Genomic DNA, 24,197 nt, shown 5'->3' with positions numbered 1-24,197 from the left:
CCATGAAACTAAGTGATTTTGATTTTGACCTGCCCGATCGGCTGATCGCCACCCGTCCTGCGGTGCCGCGTACGTCGGCGCGTCTGCTGGTGGCAGATGGCCCTGTGCTGCACGACAAAAAGGTAAGCGATCTGCCCGACTGGCTGCGCGCGGGCGACAGGCTGGTACTGAACGACACCCGCGTTATTCCCGCGCGCCTAAGCGGTCAGCGGCACCGCGACAGCGCCCAAGGGCCGGTACAGGCCCGGATCGAGGTCACGTTGCTGGAACCGCGTGCCAATGGCACATGGGCCGCGCTGATCAAACCGTTGAAAAAGCTGAAGATCGGCGAAGAGGTCGTGTTCAGCGATGATCTGCGCGCCACGCTTGAAGCGGTGGAAGACGGTCAGGGACATCTGCGGTTTAATTGCGCAGGCGATGATTTTGACCGTGCGTTGAATGCGGCGGGGGCTATGCCATTGCCGCCCTATATTGCCGCCAAGCGCCCCGCTGATGCCCAAGACATGACCGACTACCAGACGGTTTTCGCCCGCAACAAAGGGGCCGTCGCCGCCCCCACCGCATCGCTGCATTTTGACGAGGCGTTGTTGGCACAACTGGCGCGGATGGGGGTGGAGTTCACCCATGTCACCCTGCATGTCGGGGCAGGCACGTTTCTACCGGTCAAGGTCGATGACATATCCGACCATAAGATGCACAGCGAATGGGGGCAGGTCAGCGCCCAAGCCGCGTCCGAGATCGCGGCGACCAAGGCCGCTGGCGGGCGCATTATCCCCGTTGGCACCACGGCACTGCGCCTGATCGAAACCGCCGGACGCAGCGGCGAAATTCAGCCGTGGGAAGGCGACACCGATATTTTCATCACGCCGGGGTTCACCTTCAACGTGGCCGACGCGCTGATGACGAATTTCCACCTGCCCAAATCGACCTTGATGATGCTGGTGGCCGCGCTGATGGGCCAAGAGGCGATAAAAACCCTCTATACCCATGCGATAGAATCAAATTATCGGTTCTTTTCCTACGGTGATGCGTCCCTGCTTTTGCCAAGGGCGCAAAAAACCGCCTGAGTGTCGTTCAAAGGGATGACTTATACGCCGAACCCCGTCAGGGAGGGGCGAGGTTTGCAATAGGATTCGACTGATGCTTAAGGTTTTCACCAGCGTATGGGCGCTTTTGTTGGGTATGTGCTTGCTGATGATCGGCAACGGCATGCAAGGCACCTTGCTGGGTATTCGCGGCGGCATCGAGAATTTTTCGACCTTCCAAATGTCGATTGTTATGTCGGCCTATTTTGCGGGTTTCTTGGGCGGGTCGCGCATGGCCCCCGGCATGATCCGGCGTGTCGGCCATGTGCGGGTTTTTGCCGCCGTTGCATCGCTGATTTCCGCTGTGATGATCCTGTACCCGACTTTTCCCAATATTGCGGTCTGGTCGCTGGGCCGGGTGTTGATCGGGTTCTGCTTTTCGGTGGTCTATGTCACCGCAGAAAGCTGGCTGAACAACGCGGCCACCAATGAAAACCGCGGGCAGGCGCTGTCGCTTTATATGATCGTGCAAACCGCAGGCATCGTGATCGCGCAAGCCTTGCTGCTGACGGCTGATCCGTCGGGCTTTGTCTTGTTCGTTATTCCATCCGTGCTTGTCAGCCTTGCGGTCACGCCGATTTTGCTGGCGGTCAGCCCCACGCCGGCCTTTGACACCACCAAACCCATGAGCCTGAGCAGCCTGATGACGGCATCCCCCTTGGGCTGCGTCGGCATGTTTTTGCTGGGCGGGGTCTTTTCGGCGCAATTCGGCATGGCATCGGTTTACGGGGCCGAGGCGGGGCTAAGCGTCGCGCAAATTTCGATCTTTGTGGCGGTGTTTTTTGTCGGCTCCATGCTGCTGCAATATCCCATCGGTTGGATGTCCGACCGGATGGACCGCCGCCTGTTGATCGTGATCACAGCGGCCATCGGTTTTGTCGGCTCGATTCTGGGCATGATGATGGGCCACCAGTTCCCGATTTTGCTGCTCTCTGCGTTTATCGTGGGGGGCATGTCGAACCCGCTTTATTCGCTGCTGATCGCCCATACCAACGATTTTCTTGACCTCGAAGACATGGCCGCAGCGTCGGGTGGTATGATATTTATCAACGGGTTAGGGGCAATCATGGGTCCGATCATCACGGGTTGGATGATGGGCACGGCGCTTGGGCCAGGGGGCTTTTACCTGTTCACTGCGGTGCTGTTCGCCGCGCTGGCCGTCTATGCCTTCTACCGTGCCACGGTGCGCCCGTCGATCGCGACAGATGTGACCAGCCAGTACGTCCCGTTTTCGGCAGCAACGGCGGCCTTGGCAGTCGAAGTTGCCCATGAATACGCCGTCGAAAATGAACAAGCCGAGGAAAATGCCGCTTAAGCGTGGGTTTTGTGACGCTTTTGTTACAAAACTTGAGTTCCAAAGCTTTCATATTCGTCGTTAGCTATATTTGTGTATTGGGTAGGCAAAGGAACACGATGTGATTGGCCCCGAGGAAATACTGAAATTCTGGCTTGATGATGCCGGAGAGGAAAAATGGTACGCGGTTGATGATGCTTTTGATCAGGAAATCCGCGACCGCTTTCTAACCACGTGGGAGGCCGCCTGCGAGGGCAAGTTCTCGCTTTGGCTGACCTATCCGACCGGGGCCTTGGCCTATATCATCCTGACCGATCAGTTCCCCCGCAACATGTTCCGCGGGCAGGGGCGTGCGTTCTCGTCGGACCGGATTGCGCTGGCCGCGGCAAAGTCGTCGATCCACAAAGGTTGGGATATGCGCATTGATCCGCCCGCGCGGCAGTTCTTTTATCTGCCGCTGATGCATTCGGAAAACCTGATGGACCAAGACCGCTGCGTGCGACTGATTTGCGAGCGCATGCCCGCCAGTACCAGCAATATGCTGCACGCCCGCGCACACCGTCAGGTGATCCGTGATTTTGGCCGCTTCCCCTATCGCAACGAGGCGCTGGACAGGCATAGCACGGCCCATGAAAAGTCCTATATCGAGGATGGCGGCTATGGCAGCACCATGCGCGCCTTGCAGGATGAAGCGGCCTAAGACATCTGCATCGTTTGAAGTAATCTCGCGGTTGCTGAGGGGAATTATATAGTTTACCGTTAAACTATATTTATTCTCCCATGCTGCGAGGTTTCCCTATGGCTGAAAAATCCTTTGATCTGATCGTGATCGGTGCCGGGCCGGGCGGCTATGTCGCCGCGATACGTGGCGCGCAGCTGGGGCTGTCCGTGGCGATTATTGAGCGTGAACATCTGGGGGGCATCTGCCTGAACTGGGGCTGCATCCCGACCAAGGCGCTGCTGCGGTCCTCCGAGGTGTTTCACCTAATGCACCGGGCCAAGGAATTCGGCCTGAAAGCGGATAATATCGGCTATGATCTGGATGCTGTTGTCAAACGGTCGCGCAAGGTTGCCGGGCAATTGTCGGGCGGCATCGGCCATCTGATGAAAAAGAACAAGGTCACCGTGTTCATGGGCACGGCGAAACTTGCCGGTAAGGGCAAAGTGTCGGTGAAAACCGACAAGGGCAGCGAAGACCTGAGCGCCAAAAATATCGTGGTGGCCACCGGTGCCCGAGCGCGCAACCTGCCGGGGCTTGAGGCCGACGGAAAACGTGTCTGGATGTACAAAGACGCGCTGGACCCGCCCCACATGCCGAAAAAGCTGCTGGTCATCGGATCGGGTGCAATCGGCATCGAATTCGCCAGTTTCTACAACACCTTGGGCGCAGAAACGACCGTGGTCGAAGTGATGGATCGCATTCTGCCGGTCGAGGATGAAGAGATCAGCAAATTCGCCAAAAAGCAGTTTGAAAAGCAGGGCATGAAGATCATGCAAAAGGCTGTTGTGAAACAGCTGGACCGCGCCGCTGACAAGGTCACCGCCCATATCGAAACGGGTGGTAAGGTCGAGAAACACGAGTTTGATACGGTGATTTCCGCCGTGGGCATCGTCGGCAATGTCGAAGATCTGGGCCTTGAGGATATGGGCGTGAAAATCGACCGGACCCATGTGGTGACCGACGAATATTGCCGCACAGGCGTTGATGGGCTCTATGCTATTGGCGATATCGCGGGTGCCCCGTGGCTGGCACATAAGGCGTCGCACGAAGGCGTCATGGTGGCCGAGCTGATCACGGGCAAACACGCGCATCCGGTCAAGCCTGAATCCATCGCGGGCTGCACTTATTGCCACCCGCAAATCGCATCTGTCGGCTATACCGAGGCCAAGGCCAAAGAGCTGGGTTTCGATGTCAAAGTCGGGCGCTTCCCCTTTATCGGCAATGGCAAGGCAATCGCGCTTGGCGAACCCGAGGGGATGATCAAAACCGTGTTCGACGCGAAAACCGGTGAATTGCTGGGCGCGCATATGGTCGGTGCCGAAGTGACCGAACTGATCCAAGGGTACGTGATCGGCCGTCAGCTGGAAACCACCGAGGAAGACCTGATGAACACCGTCTTCCCGCATCCGACGCTGTCGGAAATGATGCACGAGGCCGTGCTCGACGCTTACGGCCAAGTCATCCACATGTAAAAAACGCCCCGCGCCATTCCGTTCTGGACGGGGTGGCGCGGCGCTGCCATAGATTGGCTATGGTTAGTCTTAATCGCGTCGTCATGGGCCCGGCTTCTCGTCGGATGATCCAGAACCTCATCCCGCAGCAGCTTGATGTTGCAGAGATTTCTGGGAAATGGGGCGAGATGTTCGATTTCAAATCCTATGAACAATTCCGATACCCTGAATATGATATCTGCGCCGGGCCGGTCATGGACAAACAGCTGGACCGCCCACGCAAATTTGATCTGATCCTTGCCAACCAAGTGTGGGAGCATCTGGATCGCCCTTATGCCGCCACCAAGAATATCCGCCGGATGTTGAAAAAGGGCGGGCATTTCTGGGTTGCTGTGCCGTTTTTCGTCCCGTTTCACGCGGCCCCGATGGACAACTCACGTTGGTCGGCACGCGGGTTGAAAAACCTGCTGGTCGAATGCGGGTTTGACGAGGACGAAGTGCAATCGAGCCAATGGGGCAACCGCCACGCAGCCCTGCGCAACATGGAAGAAAAATGGCCCCCCGAATATGACAAGGCCACCGACGACATCAGCAATGACCCCGACATGCCAATCTGTGCATGGGCCTTGGCCCGAAAAACTTAAAATCACACGAGTGTTCCAGTTATGAAAACCCCTTTTCCTTTGATCTTCGCGCTTTGGGGCGCGGGTCTCGGCTCTGCCGCGCAATATGGCAAGGTCAGCGTGGTGTTCGATGCGCTGCCTGCGGTCTATCCGGGGGCAGGGGCCATGCTGGGCTTTGCCGTGTCCTTGGTCGGGCTGGTCGGCATTATCTTTGGCGTGGTGGCCGGGCTGGTCGTGGCGCGGGTGCGGTACCGGCGGGCATTGATCGGCGCGCTTTGGGTCGGGGCTGCCATGTCGGCGTTTCAGGCGCTTTTGCCCAGCTTGCCGCTGTTTCTGGCCAGCCGAGTGATCGAAGGGGCGTCACATCTGGCCATCGTCGTTGCGGCCCCGACATTGATCGCGCAGCTGAGCGCACCCAAGTACCGCGGGCTGACCCTATCGCTGTGGGGGACGTTCTTTGGTGTGGCCTTTGCGATTTTGTCGCTGCTGGGCCGTCCCTTGGTCGACAGTTGGGGTATTTCGGCACTATTCGTCGCGCATGCGGTCTATATGGCTGGTTTCGCGATGTTTTTATCCGCGCGGCTCAAACGGCTTCCGCCCGAGGGGCCGCAGCCGGTGCTGAACCTGCGCCAGATTATACGTGATCACGGTTCCATCTACCGCTCGCCGCGCATCAGCGCCCCTGCGGCGGGGTGGCTGTTTTATACCTTCTGCTTTGTCTCGATCCTCACGGTTTTGCCCCCCTATCTGGCCCCGGAATTGCGCAACATGATCCTTGCGGCGATGCCACTGGTCAGCATCGCCGTGTCCATGACGGTGGGCGTTTGGTTGATGCGCCATCTGCAAGCGGTGCAAGTGGTGGAGCTGGGCTTTGCCGGGTCTGCGCTATGCCTGCTGTGGCTGTGGGCCGTCCCGGGTGCACCCTTGGCCTGTCTGGCCCTTGCCGCCGGTTTGGGATTGATCCAGGGGGCCAGTTTTGCCGCCGTGCCACAGCTGAACGAAGACGCCGCGACCCAAGCGAAATCGAACGGGGCGATGGCGCAGATGGGCAACCTTGGCAACACGCTTGGCACGCCGGTTGTTGCCGCCGTTCTGTTGGGCTTTGGCTATGCGGGAATGCCGGTTGTCGCCGGGGTCGCCTGCCTTATGGGGCTTGGCGTGCATCTGATTTTGGGGCATCTGCGCAATCGCGGGTCACGTTCCTGATACGTTCTCATTTTTTTATTGGAAAACCGGTGCTGTCCGCCTATGTACCAATTGGTAATGGGGGTCTGATATGGCTGAGCTGAAAAACATCGAAGTCCGCGGCGCGCGCGAACACAATCTGAAAAACATCGACGTGGATATTCCACGCGATCAGCTGGTGGTGATCACGGGCCTGTCTGGCTCGGGTAAATCCTCGCTCGCCTTTGACACGATCTATGCCGAAGGCCAGCGCCGCTATGTCGAAAGCCTAAGCGCATATGCCCGGCAATTCCTTGATATGATGCAGAAACCTGATGTGGATCACATCAGCGGCCTGTCCCCGGCGATCTCGATTGAACAAAAAACCACGTCGAAAAACCCCCGTTCGACCGTGGGTACCGTGACCGAGATTTACGACTACATGCGCTTGCTGTTCGCCCGCGTCGGCACGCCCTACAGCCCCGCCACCGGCAAACCCATCGAAGCGCAGCAGGTCCAAGACATGGTCGACCGGATCATGACGATGGAGGAGGGGACCCGCGCCTTTCTGCTGGCCCCCATCGTGCGCGACCGCAAAGGTGAATATCGCAAAGAATTCCTAGAGCTGCGCAAACAGGGTTTCCAACGCGTTAAGGTTAACGGCGAGTTTTACGAGCTGGACGAGCCGCCGACGCTGGACAAGAAATTCCGCCATGACATTGACGTTGTCGTTGACCGGATCGTGGTCCGCGAGGGGCTTGAGACGCGGCTGGCCGACAGCTTGCGCACCGCGCTTGATCTGGCCGATGGCATCGCGATCATCGAAACCGCCCCCGCCGAAGGTGAGCCTGAACGCTTTACCTTTAGCGAGAAATTCGCCTGTCCCGTGAGCGGTTTCACCATCCCCGAGATTGAGCCGCGCCTGTTCTCGTTCAACGCCCCGTTCGGTGCCTGCCCGTCCTGCGACGGTCTGGGCAAGGAACTGTTCTTTGACGAACGCCTTGTTGTGCCCGATCAAAACCTCAAGATTTATGACGGCGCTTTGGCCCCGTGGCGCAAGGGCAAGTCGCCCTATTTCTTGCAGACCATCGAAGCCATCGCCAAGCATTACAATTTTAACAAAAGCACCAAGTGGAAAGACCTGCCCGAAAATGTGCAGCAGGTGTTTTTACGCGGCTCCGGCAAGGAAGAGATCAAGTTCCGCTATGACGAGGGTGGCCGCGTTTATGAGGTCAGCCGCGTGTTCGAGGGCGTTATCCCGAACATGGAACGCCGCTATCGCGAGACCGACAGCAACTGGATCCGCGAAGAATTCGAACGCTACCAGAACAACCGCCCGTGCGGCACCTGCGGCGGCTACCGCCTGCGCCCCGAAGCCTTGGCCGTCAAGATCGGTCCGGTCGATGGCAAACCCGAAGAGCGCCTGCACGCAGGCGAGGTTGTGCAGATGTCGATCCGCGAGGCGTTCGATTGGTGTAATGCCGTACCCGACCAGCTGACCAAGCAAAAGAACGAGATCGCCCGCGCCATTCTCAAGGAAATTCGCGAGCGTCTTGGATTTCTAAATAACGTTGGATTAGAATACCTTACACTGGCACGTTCAAGTGGTACGTTAAGTGGTGGCGAAAGCCAACGCATCCGTCTGGCCTCGCAAATCGGGTCGGGGCTGACGGGGGTTCTTTATGTTCTCGATGAACCTTCGATCGGGTTGCACCAGCGCGACAATGACCGTCTGTTGCAGACGCTGAAAAACCTGCGCGACCAAGGCAACACCGTGATCGTCGTCGAACATGACGAAGAAGCGATCCGCGAGGCCGACTATGTCTTCGACATCGGTCCGGGTGCGGGTGTGCATGGCGGGCAGGTGGTCAGCCACGGCACGCCCGAACATGTCGCCAACGACCCCAACTCGCTGACCGGCCAATATCTGACCGGCAAGCGCGAGATTTCCGTGCCCGCCAAGCGGCGCAAAGGGAACAAGAAAAAGATCAAGGTCGTCAAAGCGACGGGTAACAACCTGCAAAACGTCACCGTCGATTTCCCCTTGGGGCAGTTCGTCTGCGTCACCGGCGTGTCCGGCGGCGGCAAATCGACCCTGACCATTGAAACCCTGTTCAAAACCGCGTCGATGAACCTGAACGGTGCGCGGCAAACCCCGGCCCCCTGCGAGACGATCAAGGGCCTCGAACATCTGGACAAGGTGATCGATATCGACCAGCGCCCCATCGGGCGCACACCCCGGTCGAACCCTGCGACCTACACGGGTGCCTTTACCCCGATCCGTGATTGGTTCGCCGGTCTGCCCGAAGCCAAAGCGCGCGGATACAAGCCGGGGCGGTTCAGCTTTAACGTCAAGGGCGGCCGTTGCGAGGCCTGTCAGGGCGACGGCGTGATCAAGATCGAAATGCACTTTTTGCCCGACGTCTACGTCGAATGCGAAACCTGCAAGGGCAAGCGGTATAACCGCGAAACCCTTGAGGTTAAATTCAAGGGCAAATCCATCGCCGACGTGCTGGATATGACCGTCGAAGACGCGCAAACATTCTTTGCCGCCGTGCCCAGCATTCGCGAGAAAATGGACGCTCTGATGCGCGTCGGCCTTGGCTATATCAAAGTCGGCCAGCAGGCAACGACCCTATCCGGTGGCGAGGCGCAGCGCGTGAAGCTGTCCAAGGAACTCAGCAAACGCTCCACCGGGCGCACGCTGTATATTCTGGACGAACCTACCACAGGCTTGCATTTCGAAGACGTGCGCAAGCTGTTGGAAGTGCTGCATGAATTGGTCGATCAGGGCAATTCAGTCATTGTGATCGAACATAACCTCGATGTGGTCAAAACCGCAGATCACATCATCGATATCGGCCCCGAGGGCGGCGATGGCGGCGGGCGTGTGGTGGCCACAGGCACACCCGAACAGGTCGCCGAGGTCGCGGAAAGCCACACGGGCCATTACCTCAAGCCGATGTTGTCACCGCGTAAGGTCGCCGCTGAATAGCTCTGCATCGTTCATTTTGCCAAGTAAACTCCACGGGGGTCCGGGGGTGTGAAACCCCCGGCCTTCGCCCCCGGAAACTCAGCCGCGATTGCGTTGTTCAAACCGGGGCAGCATGGCCGAAAAATCTTTGCCCATGCCGTCTTCATCCTCGACAAATTGCGCATACAGCGTACGGGCCAATTCGCCCATGGGCGTGTCAGCATTGGCCATCTCGGCCGCCTGTTGCGATAGCCCCAAATCCTTGAGCATCAATTCAGCCGCAAATCCGGGCGCATAGCCGTTGTCGGCGGGCGAGGTGGGGCCAACACCGGGGGCAGGGCAATAGGCATTCATCGACCAGCTATAGCCCGAAGAGGTGCTGACCACGTCGAACATTTTCTGACGGTCGAGGCCCAGTTTATCGGCCAGCGCAAAGGCTTCGCAGGTGGCGATCATGGTTACGCCAAGGATCATGTTGTTACAGATTTTCGCGGCTTGGCCCGCTCCTGCATCGCCGCAATGCACGGCCTTTTGACCCATGATGTCGAACAGCGGTTTCGCCTTAGCAAATGCTGGCTCTGACCCACCAGCCATGAATGTCAGCGTTCCGCCAGCGGCCCCGCCGATACCCCCCGATACCGGGGCGTCAACGGCTAAAATCCCTGCATCTTCAGCAGCTTCTGAGGTGTTCTTGGCGCTTTCGACATCCACGGTGGAGCAGTCAATAAACAGCGCGCCCTTGCTCATGTGGGGAATGGCTTGCGCCGCGACTTGGCGCAGGATTGACCCGTTCGGCAGCATGGTGATCACGACGTCCATGTCCTTGACGGCACCCTCAAGATCGGTTGCGACGGCAACGCCCTCGGCAGTGGTGCCCGCGACGTCAAAACCCGTAACCTGATGCTCGGCCTTGGCTAGATTGGACGCCATCGGCGCACCCATATTGCCAAGCCCAATGAAACCAATCTTCATGCTCATGTCGTTTTCTCCAGTGTCAGGGCGTCTTGGCCCAAGGGTTTCAACATCGTTGCGACCGCCGCAAGGGGGACATTCATATCGGCATATTTCCAGCTGGGATTGCGGTCTTTGTCGATGATCGCCGCGCGAATGCCTTCCAGAAAATCGCCATGCTCCATCGCGCGAAAGGTGAACCGGTATTCAAGGTCCAGCGCCTTTTCGATGGTCAATGAAGGGCCGCGCAGACGGTGGATCGCCTCAATCGTGCTGGCCATGGCAAGGGGGCTCATCCGGGACATTTTCTTGTAGGTATCTGACGCGAAATCGCTGTCTTTGGTGCGCAGATTGTTCAGCACATCGCTCAGTGATTCACCGTCGAACAGCTCGTCTATCTGGTCTTGTCGCGTGGCTAAAGTCGAGTCTGGCGGCGCGATTTTTGCGGCGTCAATGGCCGCCACATCGCCGGAATTTTCGAGCGCGAGAATTACGTCATTCCACTTTAGCTGCGGAATGTAGCTATCTGCAAAGCCTGCATAAATTGCGTCTTCGGCGGCCATGCGGGTGGCGGTGGTGCCCAGATATTCACCCATGCGCCCCGGTGCCAGCGCCAGCATCAAAGTGCCGCCCACATCAGGGAGCAGACCGATCCCGCATTCGGGCATCGCGATCTGGCTGTTTTCGCCCACAATGCGGTGCGATCCGTGACAGCCAAGGCCAACGCCGCCGCCCATTGTGAAGCCTTGCAGGAAGGATACAACCGGCTTGGGATAGGCGAAAATCTTGGCGTTCAACCGGTATTCATCGGCCCAGAATTTGCGGCCATAGGCGTAGTCACCTTTGGTGCCAGTGGCATAAAGCTCGGCAATATCTCCGCCGGAGCAAAAGGCGCGTTCGCCCTCCGCATCCAGCACGATCAGATCAACGGCGTCATTGTCGCGCCACGCATCGAATGCGTCTTCGATGGCCAGACACATCTCATAGGTTAACGCGTTCAGCGCTTGGGGGCGGGTCAGGGTGATCCGTCCGGCGCGGCCCGTAATGCGGATGGAAATATCGCTCATCTGTTTTTCAGCATGTCACGGGCGACAATCACGCGCATAATCTCGTTCGTGCCCTCAAGTATCTGGTGTACCCGCAGATCGCGCACCAGTTTCTCGATGCCATAATCTGCCAGATAGCCATAGCCGCCGTGCAGTTGCAGGCATTGATCCACGACCTTGCTGCCCGTTTCTGTGACGAATTTCTTGGCCATGGCGCAGAACTTGGTCGCGTCGGGCGCGCCATTGTCCAGCTTCCATGCGGCGTGGCGCAGGAAGGTGCGGGCGGCTTGCAGCTCGATCTCCATATCGGCGAGCCGCCATTGCAGCCCTTGGAACTGGTCGATGGATTTACCAAATGCCTTGCGGTCGCCCATGTAATTCAGGGTCGAGGTCAGCGCGGTTTGCGCAGCCCCCAGCGAACAGGCGGCGATGTTCAAACGTCCGCCATCCAGCCCCATCATGGCGTATTTGAAACCTTTGCCCTCTTCGCCCACCAGATTGCCGGCAGGGATGGTGCAATCATCGAATTGCACTTGCGATGTCGGTTGGCTGCGCCAGCCCATCTTGTCCTCTAGCCCGCCGAAGGACAGGCCTTTGGTGCCGCTCTCCACATAGACGGTGGACACGCCCGCGGCCCCATCGTCAGAGGTGCGCACCATGGCCACATAGGCGTCGGAATATCCGCCGCCCGAGATGAACGCCTTGGTCCCGTTCAGGGTGTAGCCGTCGTTGGTGCGGTCGCATTTGGTCTTGAGAGCGGCCGCGTCGGAGCCTGATCCGGGTTCGGTCAGGCAATAGCTAAGCACCGTATTCATCGACAAGACATCGTCCATGATCCGCGATTTCAATTCATCGCTGGCAAAACTGTCGAGCATCTTGGCGCACATATTGTGGATCGATAGGAATGCCGCAACCGACGGGCAGGCCATGCTGAGTGCTTCGAACACCAGCGTCGCGTCAAGCCGCGTCAGGCCGGATCCGCCCGCGTCTTCAGACACATACAAACCGCCAAAGCCAAGCTCGGCGATCTTGGGCCAGATTTCCTTGGGGATGGTTTCGTCTTTTTCCCATTGCCGCGCGAAAGGGGCAATATGTTCTTGGCCAAAGCCGTAGGCCATGTCGAAGATGGCAGATTGTTCTTCGGAAAGTGCGAAATCCATAGCGATGATCCCTCCCAAGATCGGTCGAATTGAACGTTCGTTTAATTGTATAGAGATACGCCGAAGGCGCAAGCGGTCTGCGGGGGATTAACCCCCGCAGCGCATGGATCACTCCATCGGTTTAAAGTTGAACTCGCCGCCTTCTTTGATGCCTGACGGCCAGCGCGAGGTCACGGTTTTGGTGCGTGTGTAGAATTTGAACGCATCCGGCCCGTGCTGGTTAAGGTCGCCAAAGACCGATTTTTTCCAGCCGCCAAAGGTGTGATAGGCGAGCGGCACAGGGATTGGCACGTTGATGCCGATCATGCCCACGTTCACGCGGTTTGCGAAGTCACGCGCGGCGTCACCGTCGCGGGTAAAGATCGCGGTGCCGTTGCCCATCTCGTGATCCATGGCAAGGCCAAGCGCCTCTTCGTAGGTTTTGGCGCGCACGGTGGACAGGACGGGACCGAAAATCTCGTGCTTGTAGATGTCCATGTCTTTTGTCACGTTATCAAACAGGTGCGGGCCGACAAAGAAACCGTCTTCATAGCCTTGCAGTTTGAAGTCGCGCCCATCGACAACCAAGGTCGCCCCTTGGTCGATCCCGGTTTGCACCAGCCGTTCAATGTTGGCCTTGGCAGCACCGGTAACAACGGGGCCGTAATCCACGTCTTTGCCGGATGTGTAAGGGCCCACTTTCAGCTTTTCGATGCGCGGGACCAGCTTTTCGATCAAGCGATCAGCGGTTTCATCGCCCACAGGGACGGCCACGGAAATCGCCATGCAGCGTTCGCCAGCCGCACCGTAACCGGCACCGATCAGCGCATCGGCTGCTTGGTCCAGATCGGCATCAGGCATGATGATCATGTGGTTCTTGGCACCGCCAAAGCATTGAACGCGCTTACCATTCGCGCAGCCCGTACCATAGATATATTCGGCGATCGGGGTGGAGCCGACAAAGCCCACGGATTGAATGACGGGGTGGTGCAGGATCGCGTCGACCGCTTCTTTGTCGCCGTTGACGACTTGGATGATGCCCTTAGGCAGGCCTGCTTCTTCCAGCAGTTCGGCCAGCATCAGCGGCACAGAGGGATCACGCTCGGACGGTTTGAGGATGAAGGCGTTGCCGCAGACGATCGCTGGGGCGAACATCCACATTGGGATCATGGCGGGGAAGTTGAAAGGCGTGATGCCAGCGGAGACACCCAAGGGCTGGCGCATGGAATACATATCGATGCCGGGGCCCGCGCTGTCGGTGTAATCACCCTTCAGCAGTTCGGGCGCGCCGATGCAATATTCAACGACCTCAAGCCCGCGCTGTACGTCGCCAGCCGCATCGGGAAGGGTTTTACCATGCTCGCGGGAAAGCGCCTCGGCCAGTTTATCCATGTCGCGGTTCAGCAGGTCGACGAATTTCATCATCACCCGCGCGCGGCGTTGTGGGTTTACGGCGGCCCACGCAGGCTGTGCGGCCATGGCGTATTTCACGGCCTGGTCCATCTCGGTCTCGTTGGCGAGGGGGCATTTGGCCTGCACTTCGCCGGTGGCGGGGTTGAAAACATCGGCAAAACGGCCCGATGTGCCTTTGACATGTTCGCCGTTCAGATAATGGGTGAGCTCTTGCATGGGAATCCTCCGGTTAAGTTTGGGCGAAGGATAGGCTTGCAAAAATGATTGTGAAAGGGGCATGAAGTCAAAACTGTTTTGCATTTTTGCAAGACATATGTGCAGTTTGCACAGCGGGTAGGGGGCCAGCCCCCGTCCTGCGGACTCCCCCGGAGTTTTTTTGGCAAAATGAAGAGAGGTGTGGCGCGTGTTAGGGAATTGGGATGATCTGCGGTTGTTTCTGGCGGTTGCGCGCGAGCAAAGCCTGTCGGGGGCGGGCAAGATTTTGCGGCTTGATCCGGCGACCTTGGGGCGGCGGATGGCGCGGGTCGAAAAGGGGTTGGGCGCGGTTTTGTTCGTGAAATCGCCAACGGGCTATGCGCTGACCGAGGCGGGCGCGCAGTTGTTGGAACGGGCTGAGGCGGCAGAGCAGGCGATGCGCGTGGCCACGGCCCAAGTGGCGGAGCCGTCGGATCGGTTGCGGGGGCAAATCAGGATTGGTGCGCCGGATGGCTGTGCGAATTATCTGTTGCCACAGGTCTGTGCGCGGCTGATCGAGGCAAATCCCGAACTGGACATCCAGATCGTCGCATTGCCGCGGGTGTTCAACCTGTCGCGTCGCGAAGCAGATATGGCGATTGGCGTCAGCGCGCCGACGGCGGGGCGGTTGGTAGTGCAAAAAGTCACTGAGTATAAGCTGCATCTGGCGGCGTCCGAGGCCTATCTGAACAGCAGCGCCCCCATTCGGAGCACTGACGATCTGCAAGGGCATCGCTTGGTCGGCTATATCCCGGATATGATTTTCGACCGCGAGCTGGATTATCTGACCGAATTGGGCATGACTCGCGTCCCTTTGGCATCAAATTCGGTTTCCGTGCAGGTGAATATGATCCGGCAGGGTGGGGGCGTTGGTATTGTCCATGATTTCTGCCTGCCTGCCACCCCCGGCGTCACGCGGGTTTTGACATCGCAGGTGGCGCTGAGCCGGGCATTTTACCTGATCCGGCACGAGGATGATCGCCGCAATCAACGGTTGAGCCGCTTTGCAGATGAACTCGCACAGGGTATTCGAACAGAAGTGTTAAAACTTGAGGCAAATACTTGACAGGTAATAGCATTAAAGGGAACCTAGGGTTCAGAGCAATATTATTGCGGAGGGCTCCTGAATGCTTGTATCTCAAATCCTGAAAACCAAGGCCGACGACAGTGTGACCACGGTCAAGCCGGGCATGTTGATCGCCGATGCGGCGCAGATGCTGGCGGAAAAGCGGATCGGGACCTTGGTGATATCGAGCGACGGCAAGAACCCCGATGGCATCCTGTCAGAGCGTGATATCGTGCGCGAGTTGGGCCGTCAGGGCGGCGCGTGTCTGAACATGACCGTCGAGAGCCTGATGACCCGCAAGCTGGTGACCTGCACCAAAAACGAGACATCAGACGCGATCCTGAACAAAATGACCGAGGGACGGTTCCGCCACATGCCGGTGCTAGAAGACGGTGCATTGGTCGGATTGATTTCGCTGGGCGATGTGGTCAAGGCCCGCCTGATGGAGTTGTCGATGGAGAAAGATGCCCTTGAGGGGATGATCATGGGGCATTAGCCCCAACGTCGCGCGCCAACGTGCAAAATAGGCCGTTGCGTTCCAGGCAAGTAAATGTTTGCCTGCCGCAAATTTTAAGACACAAGAAAACTGGATTACCCTATGCGCGTTGGCCTGTATCCCGGCACCTTTGACCCGATCACGTTGGGCCACCTTGATATTATTCGCCGTGCTGCGACATTGGTCGACAAATTGGTGATCGGCGTGGCCATCAACCGCGACAAGGGGCCGCTGTTCGAGCTGGAAGAACGTGTGGCGCTGATCAATTCGGAATGCGCGGCGCTGTCAGAAGAAACCGGCACCAATATTGTTGTGCATCCCTTTGAAAATCTGCTGATTGATTGCGCCCGTGATGTGGGCGCGCAGATGATCATTCGTGGTTTGCGTGCGGTTGCTGACTTTGAATATGAATATCAAATGGTTGGCATGAACCGTAAGCTGGATGACAGCATTGAAACGGTGTTCCTGATGGCCGAAGCCGAACATCAGGCGATTGCAAGCAAGCTGGTCAAGGAAATTGCCCGGCTTGGCGGGGACGTCAGCAAATTTGTGACGCCCGCCGTCAATGCCGAGCTTAAGAAACGCTTTTCCGGCGCATAACCCCTAAAGGAATTTCGCGATCACGCGGGATGTATCCAGCATGCGGTTGGAGAAGCCCCATTCGTTGTCATACCACGCCAACACGCGCAGTTGCGTGCCGTTTTGAACCGACGTCTGATCGGTGGCGACGACGCAGGAATGGCTGTCGTGGTTCAGGTCAATCGATACAAGCGGCTTGTCGACCATACCCATGATGCCTTTGAGCGGCCCTTCGGACGCGGCGCGTAGAACGTTGTTTACGTCCTCAGCCGTTACCTTGCGGGAAAGCTCGACCACCAGATCAACGCAAGACACATTGGGGGTGGGGACGCGGATCGCGGTGCCGGCGATGATGCCGTCAAGCTCTGGCAGAACCTTGCCCAATGTCTTGGCCGCACCGGTTGTGGTGGGGATCATCGACAGGGATGCAGCGCGGGCGCGGTACAGATCGCTATGCGCCGTGTCATGGGTTGGCTGATCGCCGGTAAACGCGTGGATTGTCGTCATGTGACCGTGCACAATGCCGAAAGCGTCGTGCAGCGTTTTGGTCAGCGGTGCCATGCAGTTGGTGGTGCAGGAGGCGTTGCTCATCACCGTGTCATCGGCGGTAATGATATCTTCGTTCACGCCGTAGACGATTGTTTTCATGGCGTCTTTGCCAGGGGCCGAGATCAGCACCCGCTTGGAGCCGTTCGCAAGATGCTTGGCAGCACCGTCGCGGGTCACAAAGATGCCTGTGCATTCCAGCGCGATATCGACATCGCCCCATGGCAATGCTGCGGGGTCGCGTTCGGCGGTGACGCGAATTGGGCCTTGGCCCACGTCCATCGTGCCATCGCCCAGCGTCACCGGACGGCCATAACGGCCATGCACGGAATCGAATTCGAACAGATGGGCGTTGGTCTCAAGCGGGGCCAGATCATTGATCGCGACCACCTGAAGGTCATCGCCACCCTGTTCCATCAAAGCGCGCAGTACGTTGCGGCCAATGCGGCCAAAGCCATTGATTGCGATTTTGGTTGCCATCGGGGCGTCCTCCTGAATGTGATAGCGCTAACATGATGATCCAAGGCGAAAAGTCAACCGATGGGGCATCAATTAGGGACAGGATTGGCGAAAACCACCGAAAATGAGGGCCGCATGTTTCCGATCAGCGCCAGAAAGCGACCCACTCGAGCAGGTCCATAAACTTTTTAGTTAAAAATATGAGGTTTTCGGTACCGAAATAGGCCACATCCACAACCAGCGCACCAATCAGAACAATTGCCAAAGCGAGGGCGATAGGGGTGTTCATTCCGTAACTTCCTTGCGCGGTGCCCGGCCCAGATACATGCGGCCCCGTTTATAACAGGACCCCAGATATGACAGGGCAGGGCCGGTGCCGCAAGGCTTAGCCAAGTTTGCCCATGGCGACGGCAACATCGGCCATACGCACAGAGAAGCCCCATTCGTTATCGTACCACGCCAGCACGCGCACCATCCGGTCCGAGACGACCATGGTTTGATCCGGTGCAAAGATCGAGCTTTCCTCGGTGTGGTTAAAGTCGATGGAGACTTTCTTTTCCGGGTCATAGCCCAGCACGCGCTTCATCGGGCCTTCGGCGGCGGCGCGCATGGCGGCGTTAACCTCTTCGACGGTGACATTGCGCGAGGCACGGAATGTCAGGTCAACGGCGCTGACATTGGGGGTTGGCACGCGCATGGCGGTGCCGTCCAGCTTGCCTTTCAGCGCGGGCAGTACTTCGCCCAAGGCAGCCGCTGCACCGGTCGAGGTCGGGATCAACGCCATGGCAGCGGCGCGGGCGCGGTACAGGTCATCATGGCGGCGGTCCAGCGTGGGCTGGTCGCCTGTATAGCTGTGGATCGTGGTCATGATGCCGTATTCGATGCCAAAGGATTCTTGCAGAACCTTGGCCAGTGGGGCCAGACAGTTGGTGGTGCAGGACCCGTTGGAAATCATCGTGTCAGACGCTTGCAATTCGTGGTCGTTCACACCGTAAACGATTGTGCGGTCAACGTTTTTACCCGGTGCAGACAGCAACACGCGCTTTGCGCCACGCTCAAGGTGAACATTGGCCTTGGTGCCGTCGTTGAATTTGCCGGTGCATTCCAGAACGACATCGCAGCCATCCCAGTTCAGCTCGTTCATGTCATAGGTCGACATGACCTCGATCGGGCCTTGGCCCAGATCCAGCGTGCCATTGCCGACTTTGACCTCGTTCGGGAAGCGCCCGTGGACGGAATCGTATTTGATCAGATGGGCCGCTGTCTCAAGCGGGCCGGTGGCATTGATGCGGACCACTTCGATGTCATCGCGGCCAGAAGCGGCGATATGTGACAGGGTGCAGCGGCCAATACGGCCAAATCCGTTAATACCAACTTTGATCGTCATGGGGCGTCCTTTGAAAAATGCGGTGACGTTAGGCGCTCTATAATGGCAGCACGCGCGGGACGGAAAGCGGAAAATGACGTAAATTCCGTATGTTAGCGATAACTTGGCATGTTAGCGATAACCTGACATGTTTATCAAAATGCTGCTGGGTCTTTGCCTTCGTCTGGCACTGGGCTAGGTTCATTTCTGACAAATTTGGAGAGACATGATGAGTGGTTTACTGGCGCTGTTGGATGACGTGGCCGCAATTGCCAAAGTGGCAGCAGCAAGTGTGGATGATGTGTTCGGGCAAGCCGCAAAAGCCAGTGCAAAAGCAGCGGGGGCCGTCATTGATGATGCCGCCGTAACGCCGAAATATGTGCATGGGTTCGAGGCCAAGCGCGAGCTGCCGATCATCTGGCGCATCACCAAAGGGTCGCTTCGAAACAAGTTGGTGTTTTTGCTGCCTGCCGGTTTGGTGCTTTCCAATTTCGCGCCTTGGGCGATATCGCCGCTGTTGATGCTGGGGGGTGCATATCTTTGTTTTGAAGGGGCGGAAAAAGTCGCCCATGCCTTGGGGTTAGGCGGCGCGGGGCATGACGACTATCCCGAAAAGGCAGAGATCATCGAAGACCCCGCCCATCTGGAAGAGCAAAAGGCCCAAGGGGCGATCAAGACCGATTTCATTCTGTCTGCTGAAATCATGACGATCATCCTGTCCAACCTTGCGGTGTCGAATTTCTGGATGGAAGCGGCAGCACTGGCGGCGGCGGCGGTCATGATCACGGTTGCGGTCTATGGATCGGTGGCGCTGATCGTCAAAGCGGACGACGTGGGGCTGTACATGGCGAAAAACGGCAACCTCGGCGTCACCCGCACCATCGGCCGCGCGGTTGTGCGCGGCATGCCCAAGTTTCTGACGACGCTCACCATCATCGGCACCGCGGCGATGCTGTGGGTTGGTGGGTCAATCATCATTCACGGGATGGAGGAGCTGGGCTTTGGCACCCTAGGCCACCTGATCCACGACGCAGCCGCCTATATGGGCCACATGGTACCCGCCGCCTATACCGCGACTGTTGAATGGATCGCCAAGGCCGCGATGGACGGTGTGTTTGGTCTGGCGCTTGGGTTGATCCTGATCCCTATTGGCGAAAAGATCGTCACCCCCCTGTGGCGCGCTGTGTTCAGCCGTAAAAAGAAGGGCCCGCAGGCGGTCTGATATCGCAGTGATCTAAAACGAAAAAGGGGGCCAGCGCGGCCCCCTTTTTTAATGTCTGTACGTTATGTCTGAACGCGCGGGTAGCTTACAGCAGCGCTTTGGCTTTGTCGGCCACGTTCTGTGGCGTGATGCCGAACTTCTCGAACAACTCGTCTGCCGGGGCAGAGGCACCGAAACGATCCATGCCGACGAAATCGGCCTTGTTCCATTTGCCACGCTCGCCGGTCAGCCAGCGATCCCAACCCTGACGCACGGCAGCTTCGACACCGACGCGCACGGGGCCTGCGGGCAGAACCCGGCGGCGGTATGCCTCGTCTTGTTCGGCGAACAGCTCCATACAAGGCATGGACACGACGCGGGTACCGATGCCTTGCTCTTGCAGGATATCACGTGCTTTCAACGCGATCTCGACCTCGGAACCGGTGGCGATCAGGATGACCTGACGTTTGCCCTCTGCATCGGCCAGCACATAGGCACCCTGTTCGGTGAGGTTCTTGTTCTTATGCTCAAGACGCACGGTCGGCAGGCCCTGACGGGTCAGGGACAGCACCGATGGCGTGTCTTTCGACGTCAGCGCGATTTCCCACGCCTCAGCTGTTTCAATCGTATCGGCGGGACGGAACACATAGGTGTTCGGTGTCGCGCGGCTGATCGCCAGATGCTCGACCGGTTGGTGGGTTGGGCCATCTTCGCCCAGACCGATGCTGTCATGGGTCATGACGAACACGGTTGGCACTTGCATCAACGCGGCCAGACGCATGGCGGGGCGCGCATAGTCGGTGAAACACATGAATGTGCCGCCATAGGGGCGCATGCCGCCGTGCAGGGCCATGCCGTTCATCGCGGATGCCATGCCGTGTTCACGAATGCCCCAATAGACATAACGCCCACCACGGTTGTCGATGTCGAACACGCCCAGATCAGCGGTTTTGGTGTTGTTCGAACCGGTCAGGTCAGCCGAGCCGCCCACGGTTTCGGAATACAGCGGGTTCAAGACCTCGAGCGTCTTTTCGCTGCTGGCGCGGGTGGCCAGTTTCGGTGCAGTTTCAGAGATCTGCTTTTTGAACGCTTTGACGGTCGCCGACAGTTTCTTGGGCGCGTCGCCAGCCAGCGCGCGGTTGAACTCCTCGCGCTTGGTGCGGGACATGGCGTCGAAACGCTCTTCCCATTCTTTGCGGGTGTCTGCGCCGCGCGATCCAATGGCTTCCCATGCGGATTTCACATCGGCAGGTACTTCGAACGGGCCGGTTGTCCAGCCATAGGCGGCTTTGGCGGCGGCCATCTGGTCGGCATCGGTCAACGCGCCGTGACCTTTTGACGTGTCTTGTGCGGCGTGACCCAAAGCGATGTGGGTCTTGCAAGCGATCATCGAGGGCAGATCGGAATTGCGTGCCTCGGTCAGGGCGGCGTCGATCTGGTCGGGGTTGTGACCGTCGATTTCAACGACATGCCAACCGGCGGCCTTAAAGCGCGCGACTTGATCAACGGTGTCGGACAGGGTGACGGGGCCATCGATGGTGATGTTGTTATTGTCCCACATCACGACCAGCTTGCTCAGCTTGTGACGGCCGGCAAGGGCAATCGCTTCTTGGCTAACGCCTTCCATCAGGCAACCGTCGCCTGCGATCACATAGGTAAAGTGATCGACGATTTTCTTGCCGTATTGGGCGCGCTGGATTTCTTCGGCCATGGCAAAGCCCACGGAATTCGCAATCCCCTGACCCAAGGGGCCTGTGGTTGTTTCAATCGCATCGGCAAGGAAGTTTTCCGGGTGGCCCGCCGTGCGTGCGCCCATTTGGCGGAAGTTCTTCAGCTCTTCGATCGGGAATTGCACGTCGCCAACAAGATGCAGCAGCGAATAGATCAGCATCGATCCGTGACCAGCCGACAGAATGAAACGGTCGCGGTCAGGCCAGAGCGGGTTAGATGCATCAAATTTTAGGTGCTTTTCGAACAGCACGGTTGCAACATCAGCCATGCCCATGGGCATCCCGGAGTGGCCAGAATTGGCGGCGGCGACGGCGTCCAGCGTCAGGGCGCGAATGGCGGTCGCTTTGGACCAATGCTCAGGATTTGCTTTCGCAAGTGCGTTCAAGTCCACGGTGTTGCTTCCTTATAAGGGGGATTAACATTTGGCGGATGAATACCAGCCACCCCGCAAAGATCAAGCACAACCACCCACGGGCAGGTGATGTGTGAAAAGGGGGCGCCAAGATGTTGTTCTTAAAGGGGCAGTAATCCGCGTATGGTTTAGTTAGGATCGATAGCAACAACGTTGACCATCGATTCGATGGTTGGCAAACTGGGCCAAGCAACTTGCGAGGGGCATTAGGGCATGAGCGACATAGAACAATTGCAAGGCCGTATTATGGCCGCCATGGAACGCGCGGCGCGCGGTCTGGAAAAACTGGCACCTGCCAAAGAGGACGTGCCTGACCTGTCGCAGGACCTCGAAGAAGAACGTCTGGCCAATGCGCAATTGACCGAGCGGGTTAAAACCCTGAACGACCAGCTTGAGGCCGCAACAGCCGAGGCGCAAGCCAAGCTGGACGCGGCTGACGCGAAGGTCGCGGAATTGGAAGCCAAGCTGGCCCAAGAGGGGGAGGCCCAGTCGCGGGTTGAGCAGCTGGACGTCGAATTGCAGCAGGTGCGCGGTGCCAATACCAAACTGTCAGAGGCCTGCGCCGCCTTGCGCGCCGCCAACGAAGAAGGTGTCGGGGACGCGGACCTGATCAATCAGGCCATGCAAGCCGAGCTGGACGCCTTGCGCGCCGCCCGCACGGCCCAAATCGCCGAGGCAGAGGCGATCTTGTCTGCCCTTTCGCCCCTCGTCGAAGCCGCGCAGGAGTACGCTTGATGCCCGAAGTTACCATTTCCATCGGCGGTCGCCAGTTCGAGGTTGCCTGCCAAGAAGGCGAAGAAAGCTATCTGCACGCCGCAGCCAAGATGCTGGATGACGAGGCGCAGGTGCTATCGGATCAAGTGGGCCGGATGCCAGAGGCGCGGATGCTGTTGATGGCGGGGCTGTTGCTGGCCGATAAGACCGCCAGCGTCGAAGATCAGGTTGGCGAAGTGCGCGCACAGCTGGCCGAACGCGAGGCCGAACTGGCAAAACTGCGCGACACCGTGGTGGAACCCGAACGCATCGAAGTGCCCGTTGTACCGCAAGCGGTCACGGATGGTTTGGCCGAAATGGCCGCCCGCGCCGAATCCTTGGCTCAAGAGGTCGAAGATAAAGCCGCGAGCTGAGTTTTCGGGTCTGCTTGGTAAATGGCGGGCGGGGGGGGGGCTTACCCCTGCGCCAATACCACATAGGCCGCGTACCCGATTAAAAACACGATCCCTGTAACGCGCCCGATCACGGGGCGCGTCAGCAAAAGCTCGGTGATCACCAACGACAGCGCGATCATGACGGGCAGATCGAAGCTGATGAACCGGCCCGCGACCGGAATGGGTTGGATCACGGCGGTGACGCCCAAGATGCCAAATACGTTAAAGATGTTGGACCCGATCACGTTGCCGATTGCGATCTCGGATTGCCGCCGGAACGCGGCCACCACCGATGTGGCCAATTCGGGCAGGGACGTGCCAACCGCGACGATTGTCAGCCCAATGAACGCCTCGGACAGGCCCGCATCGCGGGCGATGGACACCGCGCCCTCCACCAGAAAACGCGCCCCGAACAGCAAGGCGACAAAACCGGCAATGACCCATAGGAGCGATCTGAGCGCTTTGGGTTTTTCTGTGCTAGGGGTATCGTCTTGGGCCATGTCACCGGGCCGCAAATAGGCCCAGACCAGATATCCGATAAGGCCCGCCAACAGCATCACGCCCGCTGGTCTGCCGATCTCTCCGCCCCAGAAAATCGGTGCCAAAGCCACGGCGGCCAAGACCATCACGCCCGTGTCGCGCCGCAGGGTGGCACCGGAAACGCGGATCGGCCAAACAAGCGCCGTAATCCCCATAATCAACGCGATGTTGGCGATGTTGGACCCGACAATATTGCCGACGGCAATGTCGGGCACACCGCGCCACGCCGCTTCGATCGACACCAGCAGTTCGGGCATGGATGTGCCGAACCCCACGACCGTTAGCCCGATCAACAGCGGGGAAATCGCCAACCGTTGCGCGATGCCAACGCTGCCGCGCACCAAGGCCTCGCCGCCCAAAAACAGGCACAAAAGCCCGGCCGCAACATAGATGTAATCCAAAATGAAACTCTCCGGGCAATCAGCCTGCCGCGATCACAAATGGGGATCAGCTTGGCATGTCTACAAGGGGGGAATAGGGGGTGGCGAAAATAATTTCAGCCGGTGCGAAACTGTGGTGTTTCGCGGTGTTTCAGGGGCATTCGCGCCACAAAAAAGG

Annotated in this window: 22 protein-coding genes; 13 read left to right on the top strand and 9 right to left on the bottom strand. The window is 58.4% G+C overall.

Annotated elements, in window-relative coordinates; all coding sequences use genetic code 11:
• Positions 1-2: 2 nt before the first annotated feature.
• The 7 genes from queA (at position 3) to uvrA (ending at position 9,333) form a co-directional block, all read left to right on the top strand.
• Positions 3-1,067 carry a tRNA preQ1(34) S-adenosylmethionine ribosyltransferase-isomerase QueA gene (gene queA / locus WNY39_RS02110; protein ID WP_342843652.1) on the top strand — a complete coding sequence of 355 codons (1,065 nt, stop codon included), beginning with the start codon at positions 3-5 and terminating at the stop codon, positions 1,065-1,067.
• Positions 1,068-1,140: 73 nt separating this feature from the next.
• The gene (locus tag WNY39_RS02105; RefSeq protein ID WP_341234595.1) at positions 1,141-2,400 is read left to right on the top strand and encodes an MFS transporter; all 1,260 of its coding nucleotides are present in this window, start codon (positions 1,141-1,143) and stop codon (positions 2,398-2,400) included.
• Between the two features lie 100 nt (positions 2,401-2,500).
• Positions 2,501-3,079, top strand: coding sequence for a DUF924 family protein (locus WNY39_RS02100; protein WP_342843649.1), 579 nt, complete (start codon positions 2,501-2,503; stop codon positions 3,077-3,079).
• A 98-nt stretch (positions 3,080-3,177) separates the two neighbouring features.
• Positions 3,178-4,572: a dihydrolipoyl dehydrogenase gene (gene lpdA / locus WNY39_RS02095; RefSeq protein ID WP_342843647.1), complete on the top strand. Its 1,395-nt coding sequence runs from the start codon at positions 3,178-3,180 to the stop codon at positions 4,570-4,572.
• Positions 4,573-4,631: 59 nt separating this feature from the next.
• A complete protein-coding gene (locus WNY39_RS02090) occupies positions 4,632-5,195 on the top strand; it encodes a methyltransferase domain-containing protein (protein WP_342843645.1) in 564 nt (187 codons plus the stop codon).
• Positions 5,196-5,216: 21 nt separating this feature from the next.
• Complete coding sequence (locus WNY39_RS02085) at positions 5,217-6,380, top strand: MFS transporter (RefSeq protein ID WP_342843643.1); 1,164 nt, start codon at positions 5,217-5,219, stop codon at positions 6,378-6,380.
• A 70-nt stretch (positions 6,381-6,450) separates the two neighbouring features.
• Entirely contained in the window at positions 6,451-9,333 is a 2,883-nt protein-coding gene (gene uvrA / locus WNY39_RS02080; RefSeq protein WP_342843641.1) for an excinuclease ABC subunit UvrA, read from the top strand.
• Between the two features lie 78 nt (positions 9,334-9,411).
• Here the strand turns inward: uvrA and mmsB are convergent, their stop codons facing one another.
• The 4 genes from mmsB to WNY39_RS02060 form a co-directional block, all read right to left on the bottom strand.
• On the bottom strand, positions 9,412-10,284 hold the full coding sequence (mmsB, locus tag WNY39_RS02075; RefSeq protein WP_342844341.1) for a 3-hydroxyisobutyrate dehydrogenase: 873 nt from the start codon (positions 10,282-10,284) through the stop codon (positions 9,412-9,414).
• A gap of 2 nt (positions 10,285-10,286) precedes the next feature.
• A complete protein-coding gene (locus tag WNY39_RS02070; RefSeq protein ID WP_342843639.1) occupies positions 10,287-11,330 on the bottom strand; it encodes an enoyl-CoA hydratase/isomerase family protein in 1,044 nt (347 codons plus the stop codon).
• Positions 11,327-12,469, bottom strand: coding sequence for an acyl-CoA dehydrogenase family protein (locus WNY39_RS02065; RefSeq protein WP_342843637.1), 1,143 nt, complete (start codon positions 12,467-12,469; stop codon positions 11,327-11,329). Before WNY39_RS02065 ends, WNY39_RS02070 begins: the two co-directional genes overlap by 4 nt.
• A 108-nt stretch (positions 12,470-12,577) precedes the next feature.
• On the bottom strand, positions 12,578-14,077 hold the full coding sequence (locus WNY39_RS02060) for a CoA-acylating methylmalonate-semialdehyde dehydrogenase (RefSeq protein WP_342843635.1): 1,500 nt from the start codon (positions 14,075-14,077) through the stop codon (positions 12,578-12,580).
• 187 nt (positions 14,078-14,264) lie between these two features.
• Between WNY39_RS02060 and WNY39_RS02055 the strand changes: the two genes are divergently transcribed.
• The 3 genes from WNY39_RS02055 to coaD all read left to right on the top strand — a co-directional run bounded on the left by WNY39_RS02055 (position 14,265) and on the right by coaD (position 16,257).
• Positions 14,265-15,161 carry a LysR family transcriptional regulator gene (locus WNY39_RS02055; RefSeq protein WP_341234586.1) on the top strand — a complete coding sequence of 299 codons (897 nt, stop codon included), beginning with the start codon at positions 14,265-14,267 and terminating at the stop codon, positions 15,159-15,161.
• A gap of 61 nt (positions 15,162-15,222) precedes the next feature.
• On the top strand, positions 15,223-15,657 hold the full coding sequence (locus WNY39_RS02050) for a CBS domain-containing protein (RefSeq protein ID WP_342843632.1): 435 nt from the start codon (positions 15,223-15,225) through the stop codon (positions 15,655-15,657).
• A gap of 102 nt (positions 15,658-15,759) precedes the next feature.
• Complete coding sequence (coaD, locus tag WNY39_RS02045; protein ID WP_093914799.1) at positions 15,760-16,257, top strand: pantetheine-phosphate adenylyltransferase; 498 nt, start codon at positions 15,760-15,762, stop codon at positions 16,255-16,257.
• A gap of 3 nt (positions 16,258-16,260) precedes the next feature.
• Here coaD and gap (WNY39_RS02040) read toward each other — a convergent pair whose 3' ends face one another.
• The 3 genes from gap (WNY39_RS02040) to gap (WNY39_RS02030) form a co-directional block, all read right to left on the bottom strand.
• Positions 16,261-17,262 carry a type I glyceraldehyde-3-phosphate dehydrogenase gene (gap, locus tag WNY39_RS02040; protein WP_342843630.1) on the bottom strand — a complete coding sequence of 334 codons (1,002 nt, stop codon included), beginning with the start codon at positions 17,260-17,262 and terminating at the stop codon, positions 16,261-16,263.
• A gap of 124 nt (positions 17,263-17,386) precedes the next feature.
• On the bottom strand, positions 17,387-17,530 hold the full coding sequence (locus WNY39_RS02035) for a hypothetical protein (protein WP_341234583.1): 144 nt from the start codon (positions 17,528-17,530) through the stop codon (positions 17,387-17,389).
• 96 nt (positions 17,531-17,626) lie between these two features.
• On the bottom strand, positions 17,627-18,628 hold the full coding sequence (gap, locus tag WNY39_RS02030; protein ID WP_342843628.1) for a type I glyceraldehyde-3-phosphate dehydrogenase: 1,002 nt from the start codon (positions 18,626-18,628) through the stop codon (positions 17,627-17,629).
• 208 nt (positions 18,629-18,836) lie between these two features.
• On the opposite strand from gap (WNY39_RS02030), the gene WNY39_RS02025 reads away from it, so the two are divergent.
• Positions 18,837-19,829, top strand: a complete 993-nt coding sequence (locus WNY39_RS02025; RefSeq protein WP_341234581.1) for a DUF808 domain-containing protein — start codon at positions 18,837-18,839, stop codon at positions 19,827-19,829.
• Positions 19,830-19,914: 85 nt separating this feature from the next.
• Here the strand turns inward: WNY39_RS02025 and tkt are convergent, their stop codons facing one another.
• On the bottom strand, positions 19,915-21,930 hold the full coding sequence (gene tkt / locus WNY39_RS02020) for a transketolase (RefSeq protein ID WP_342843625.1): 2,016 nt from the start codon (positions 21,928-21,930) through the stop codon (positions 19,915-19,917).
• Between the two features lie 234 nt (positions 21,931-22,164).
• Here tkt and WNY39_RS02015 point away from each other — a divergent pair, with 234 nt between their 5' ends.
• Both WNY39_RS02015 and WNY39_RS02010 read left to right on the top strand, forming a co-directional pair.
• Positions 22,165-22,686 (top strand): hypothetical protein, encoded by a 522-nt coding sequence (locus WNY39_RS02015; protein WP_342843623.1) that lies wholly within the window; start codon positions 22,165-22,167, stop codon positions 22,684-22,686.
• Entirely contained in the window at positions 22,686-23,078 is a 393-nt protein-coding gene (locus WNY39_RS02010) for a cell division protein ZapA (protein ID WP_342843621.1), read from the top strand. The genes WNY39_RS02015 and WNY39_RS02010 overlap by 1 nt, the downstream gene beginning before the upstream one ends.
• Positions 23,079-23,119: 41 nt before the next feature.
• On the opposite strand, the gene WNY39_RS02005 is transcribed toward WNY39_RS02010, so the two are convergent.
• The gene (locus tag WNY39_RS02005) at positions 23,120-24,040 is read right to left on the bottom strand and encodes a calcium/sodium antiporter (RefSeq protein WP_342843619.1); all 921 of its coding nucleotides are present in this window, start codon (positions 24,038-24,040) and stop codon (positions 23,120-23,122) included.
• Between the last annotated feature and the right edge of the window lie 157 nt (positions 24,041-24,197).

It is taken from the genome of Sulfitobacter sp. AS59, from assembly GCF_038899995.1.
Taxonomy (GTDB): Bacteria; Pseudomonadota; Alphaproteobacteria; order Rhodobacterales; family Rhodobacteraceae; genus Sulfitobacter.
This window is presented reverse-complemented; position numbering and strand designations above follow the sequence as displayed.

Coding starts and splice junctions, on each gene's coding strand:
- queA (WP_342843652.1), top strand. CDS start 3: ATGAAACTAAGTGATTTTGATTTTGACCTGCCCGATCGGCTGATCGCC.
- WNY39_RS02105 (WP_341234595.1), top strand. CDS start 1,141: ATGCTTAAGGTTTTCACCAGCGTATGGGCGCTTTTGTTGGGTATGTGC.
- lpdA (WP_342843647.1), top strand. CDS start 3,178: ATGGCTGAAAAATCCTTTGATCTGATCGTGATCGGTGCCGGGCCGGGC.
- WNY39_RS02090 (WP_342843645.1), top strand. CDS start 4,632: ATGGTTAGTCTTAATCGCGTCGTCATGGGCCCGGCTTCTCGTCGGATG.
- WNY39_RS02085 (WP_342843643.1), top strand. CDS start 5,217: ATGAAAACCCCTTTTCCTTTGATCTTCGCGCTTTGGGGCGCGGGTCTC.
- uvrA (WP_342843641.1), top strand. CDS start 6,451: ATGGCTGAGCTGAAAAACATCGAAGTCCGCGGCGCGCGCGAACACAAT.
- mmsB (WP_342844341.1), bottom strand. CDS start 10,284: ATGAAGATTGGTTTCATTGGGCTTGGCAATATGGGTGCGCCGATGGCG.
- WNY39_RS02070 (WP_342843639.1), bottom strand. CDS start 11,330: ATGAGCGATATTTCCATCCGCATTACGGGCCGCGCCGGACGGATCACC.
- WNY39_RS02065 (WP_342843637.1), bottom strand. CDS start 12,469: ATGGATTTCGCACTTTCCGAAGAACAATCTGCCATCTTCGACATGGCC.
- WNY39_RS02060 (WP_342843635.1), bottom strand. CDS start 14,077: ATGCAAGAGCTCACCCATTATCTGAACGGCGAACATGTCAAAGGCACA.
- WNY39_RS02050 (WP_342843632.1), top strand. CDS start 15,223: ATGCTTGTATCTCAAATCCTGAAAACCAAGGCCGACGACAGTGTGACC.
- coaD (WP_093914799.1), top strand. CDS start 15,760: ATGCGCGTTGGCCTGTATCCCGGCACCTTTGACCCGATCACGTTGGGC.
- gap (WP_342843630.1), bottom strand. CDS start 17,262: ATGGCAACCAAAATCGCAATCAATGGCTTTGGCCGCATTGGCCGCAAC.
- WNY39_RS02035 (WP_341234583.1), bottom strand. CDS start 17,530: ATGAACACCCCTATCGCCCTCGCTTTGGCAATTGTTCTGATTGGTGCG.
- gap (WP_342843628.1), bottom strand. CDS start 18,628: ATGACGATCAAAGTTGGTATTAACGGATTTGGCCGTATTGGCCGCTGC.
- WNY39_RS02025 (WP_341234581.1), top strand. CDS start 18,837: ATGAGTGGTTTACTGGCGCTGTTGGATGACGTGGCCGCAATTGCCAAA.
- WNY39_RS02015 (WP_342843623.1), top strand. CDS start 22,165: ATGAGCGACATAGAACAATTGCAAGGCCGTATTATGGCCGCCATGGAA.
- WNY39_RS02010 (WP_342843621.1), top strand. CDS start 22,686: ATGCCCGAAGTTACCATTTCCATCGGCGGTCGCCAGTTCGAGGTTGCC.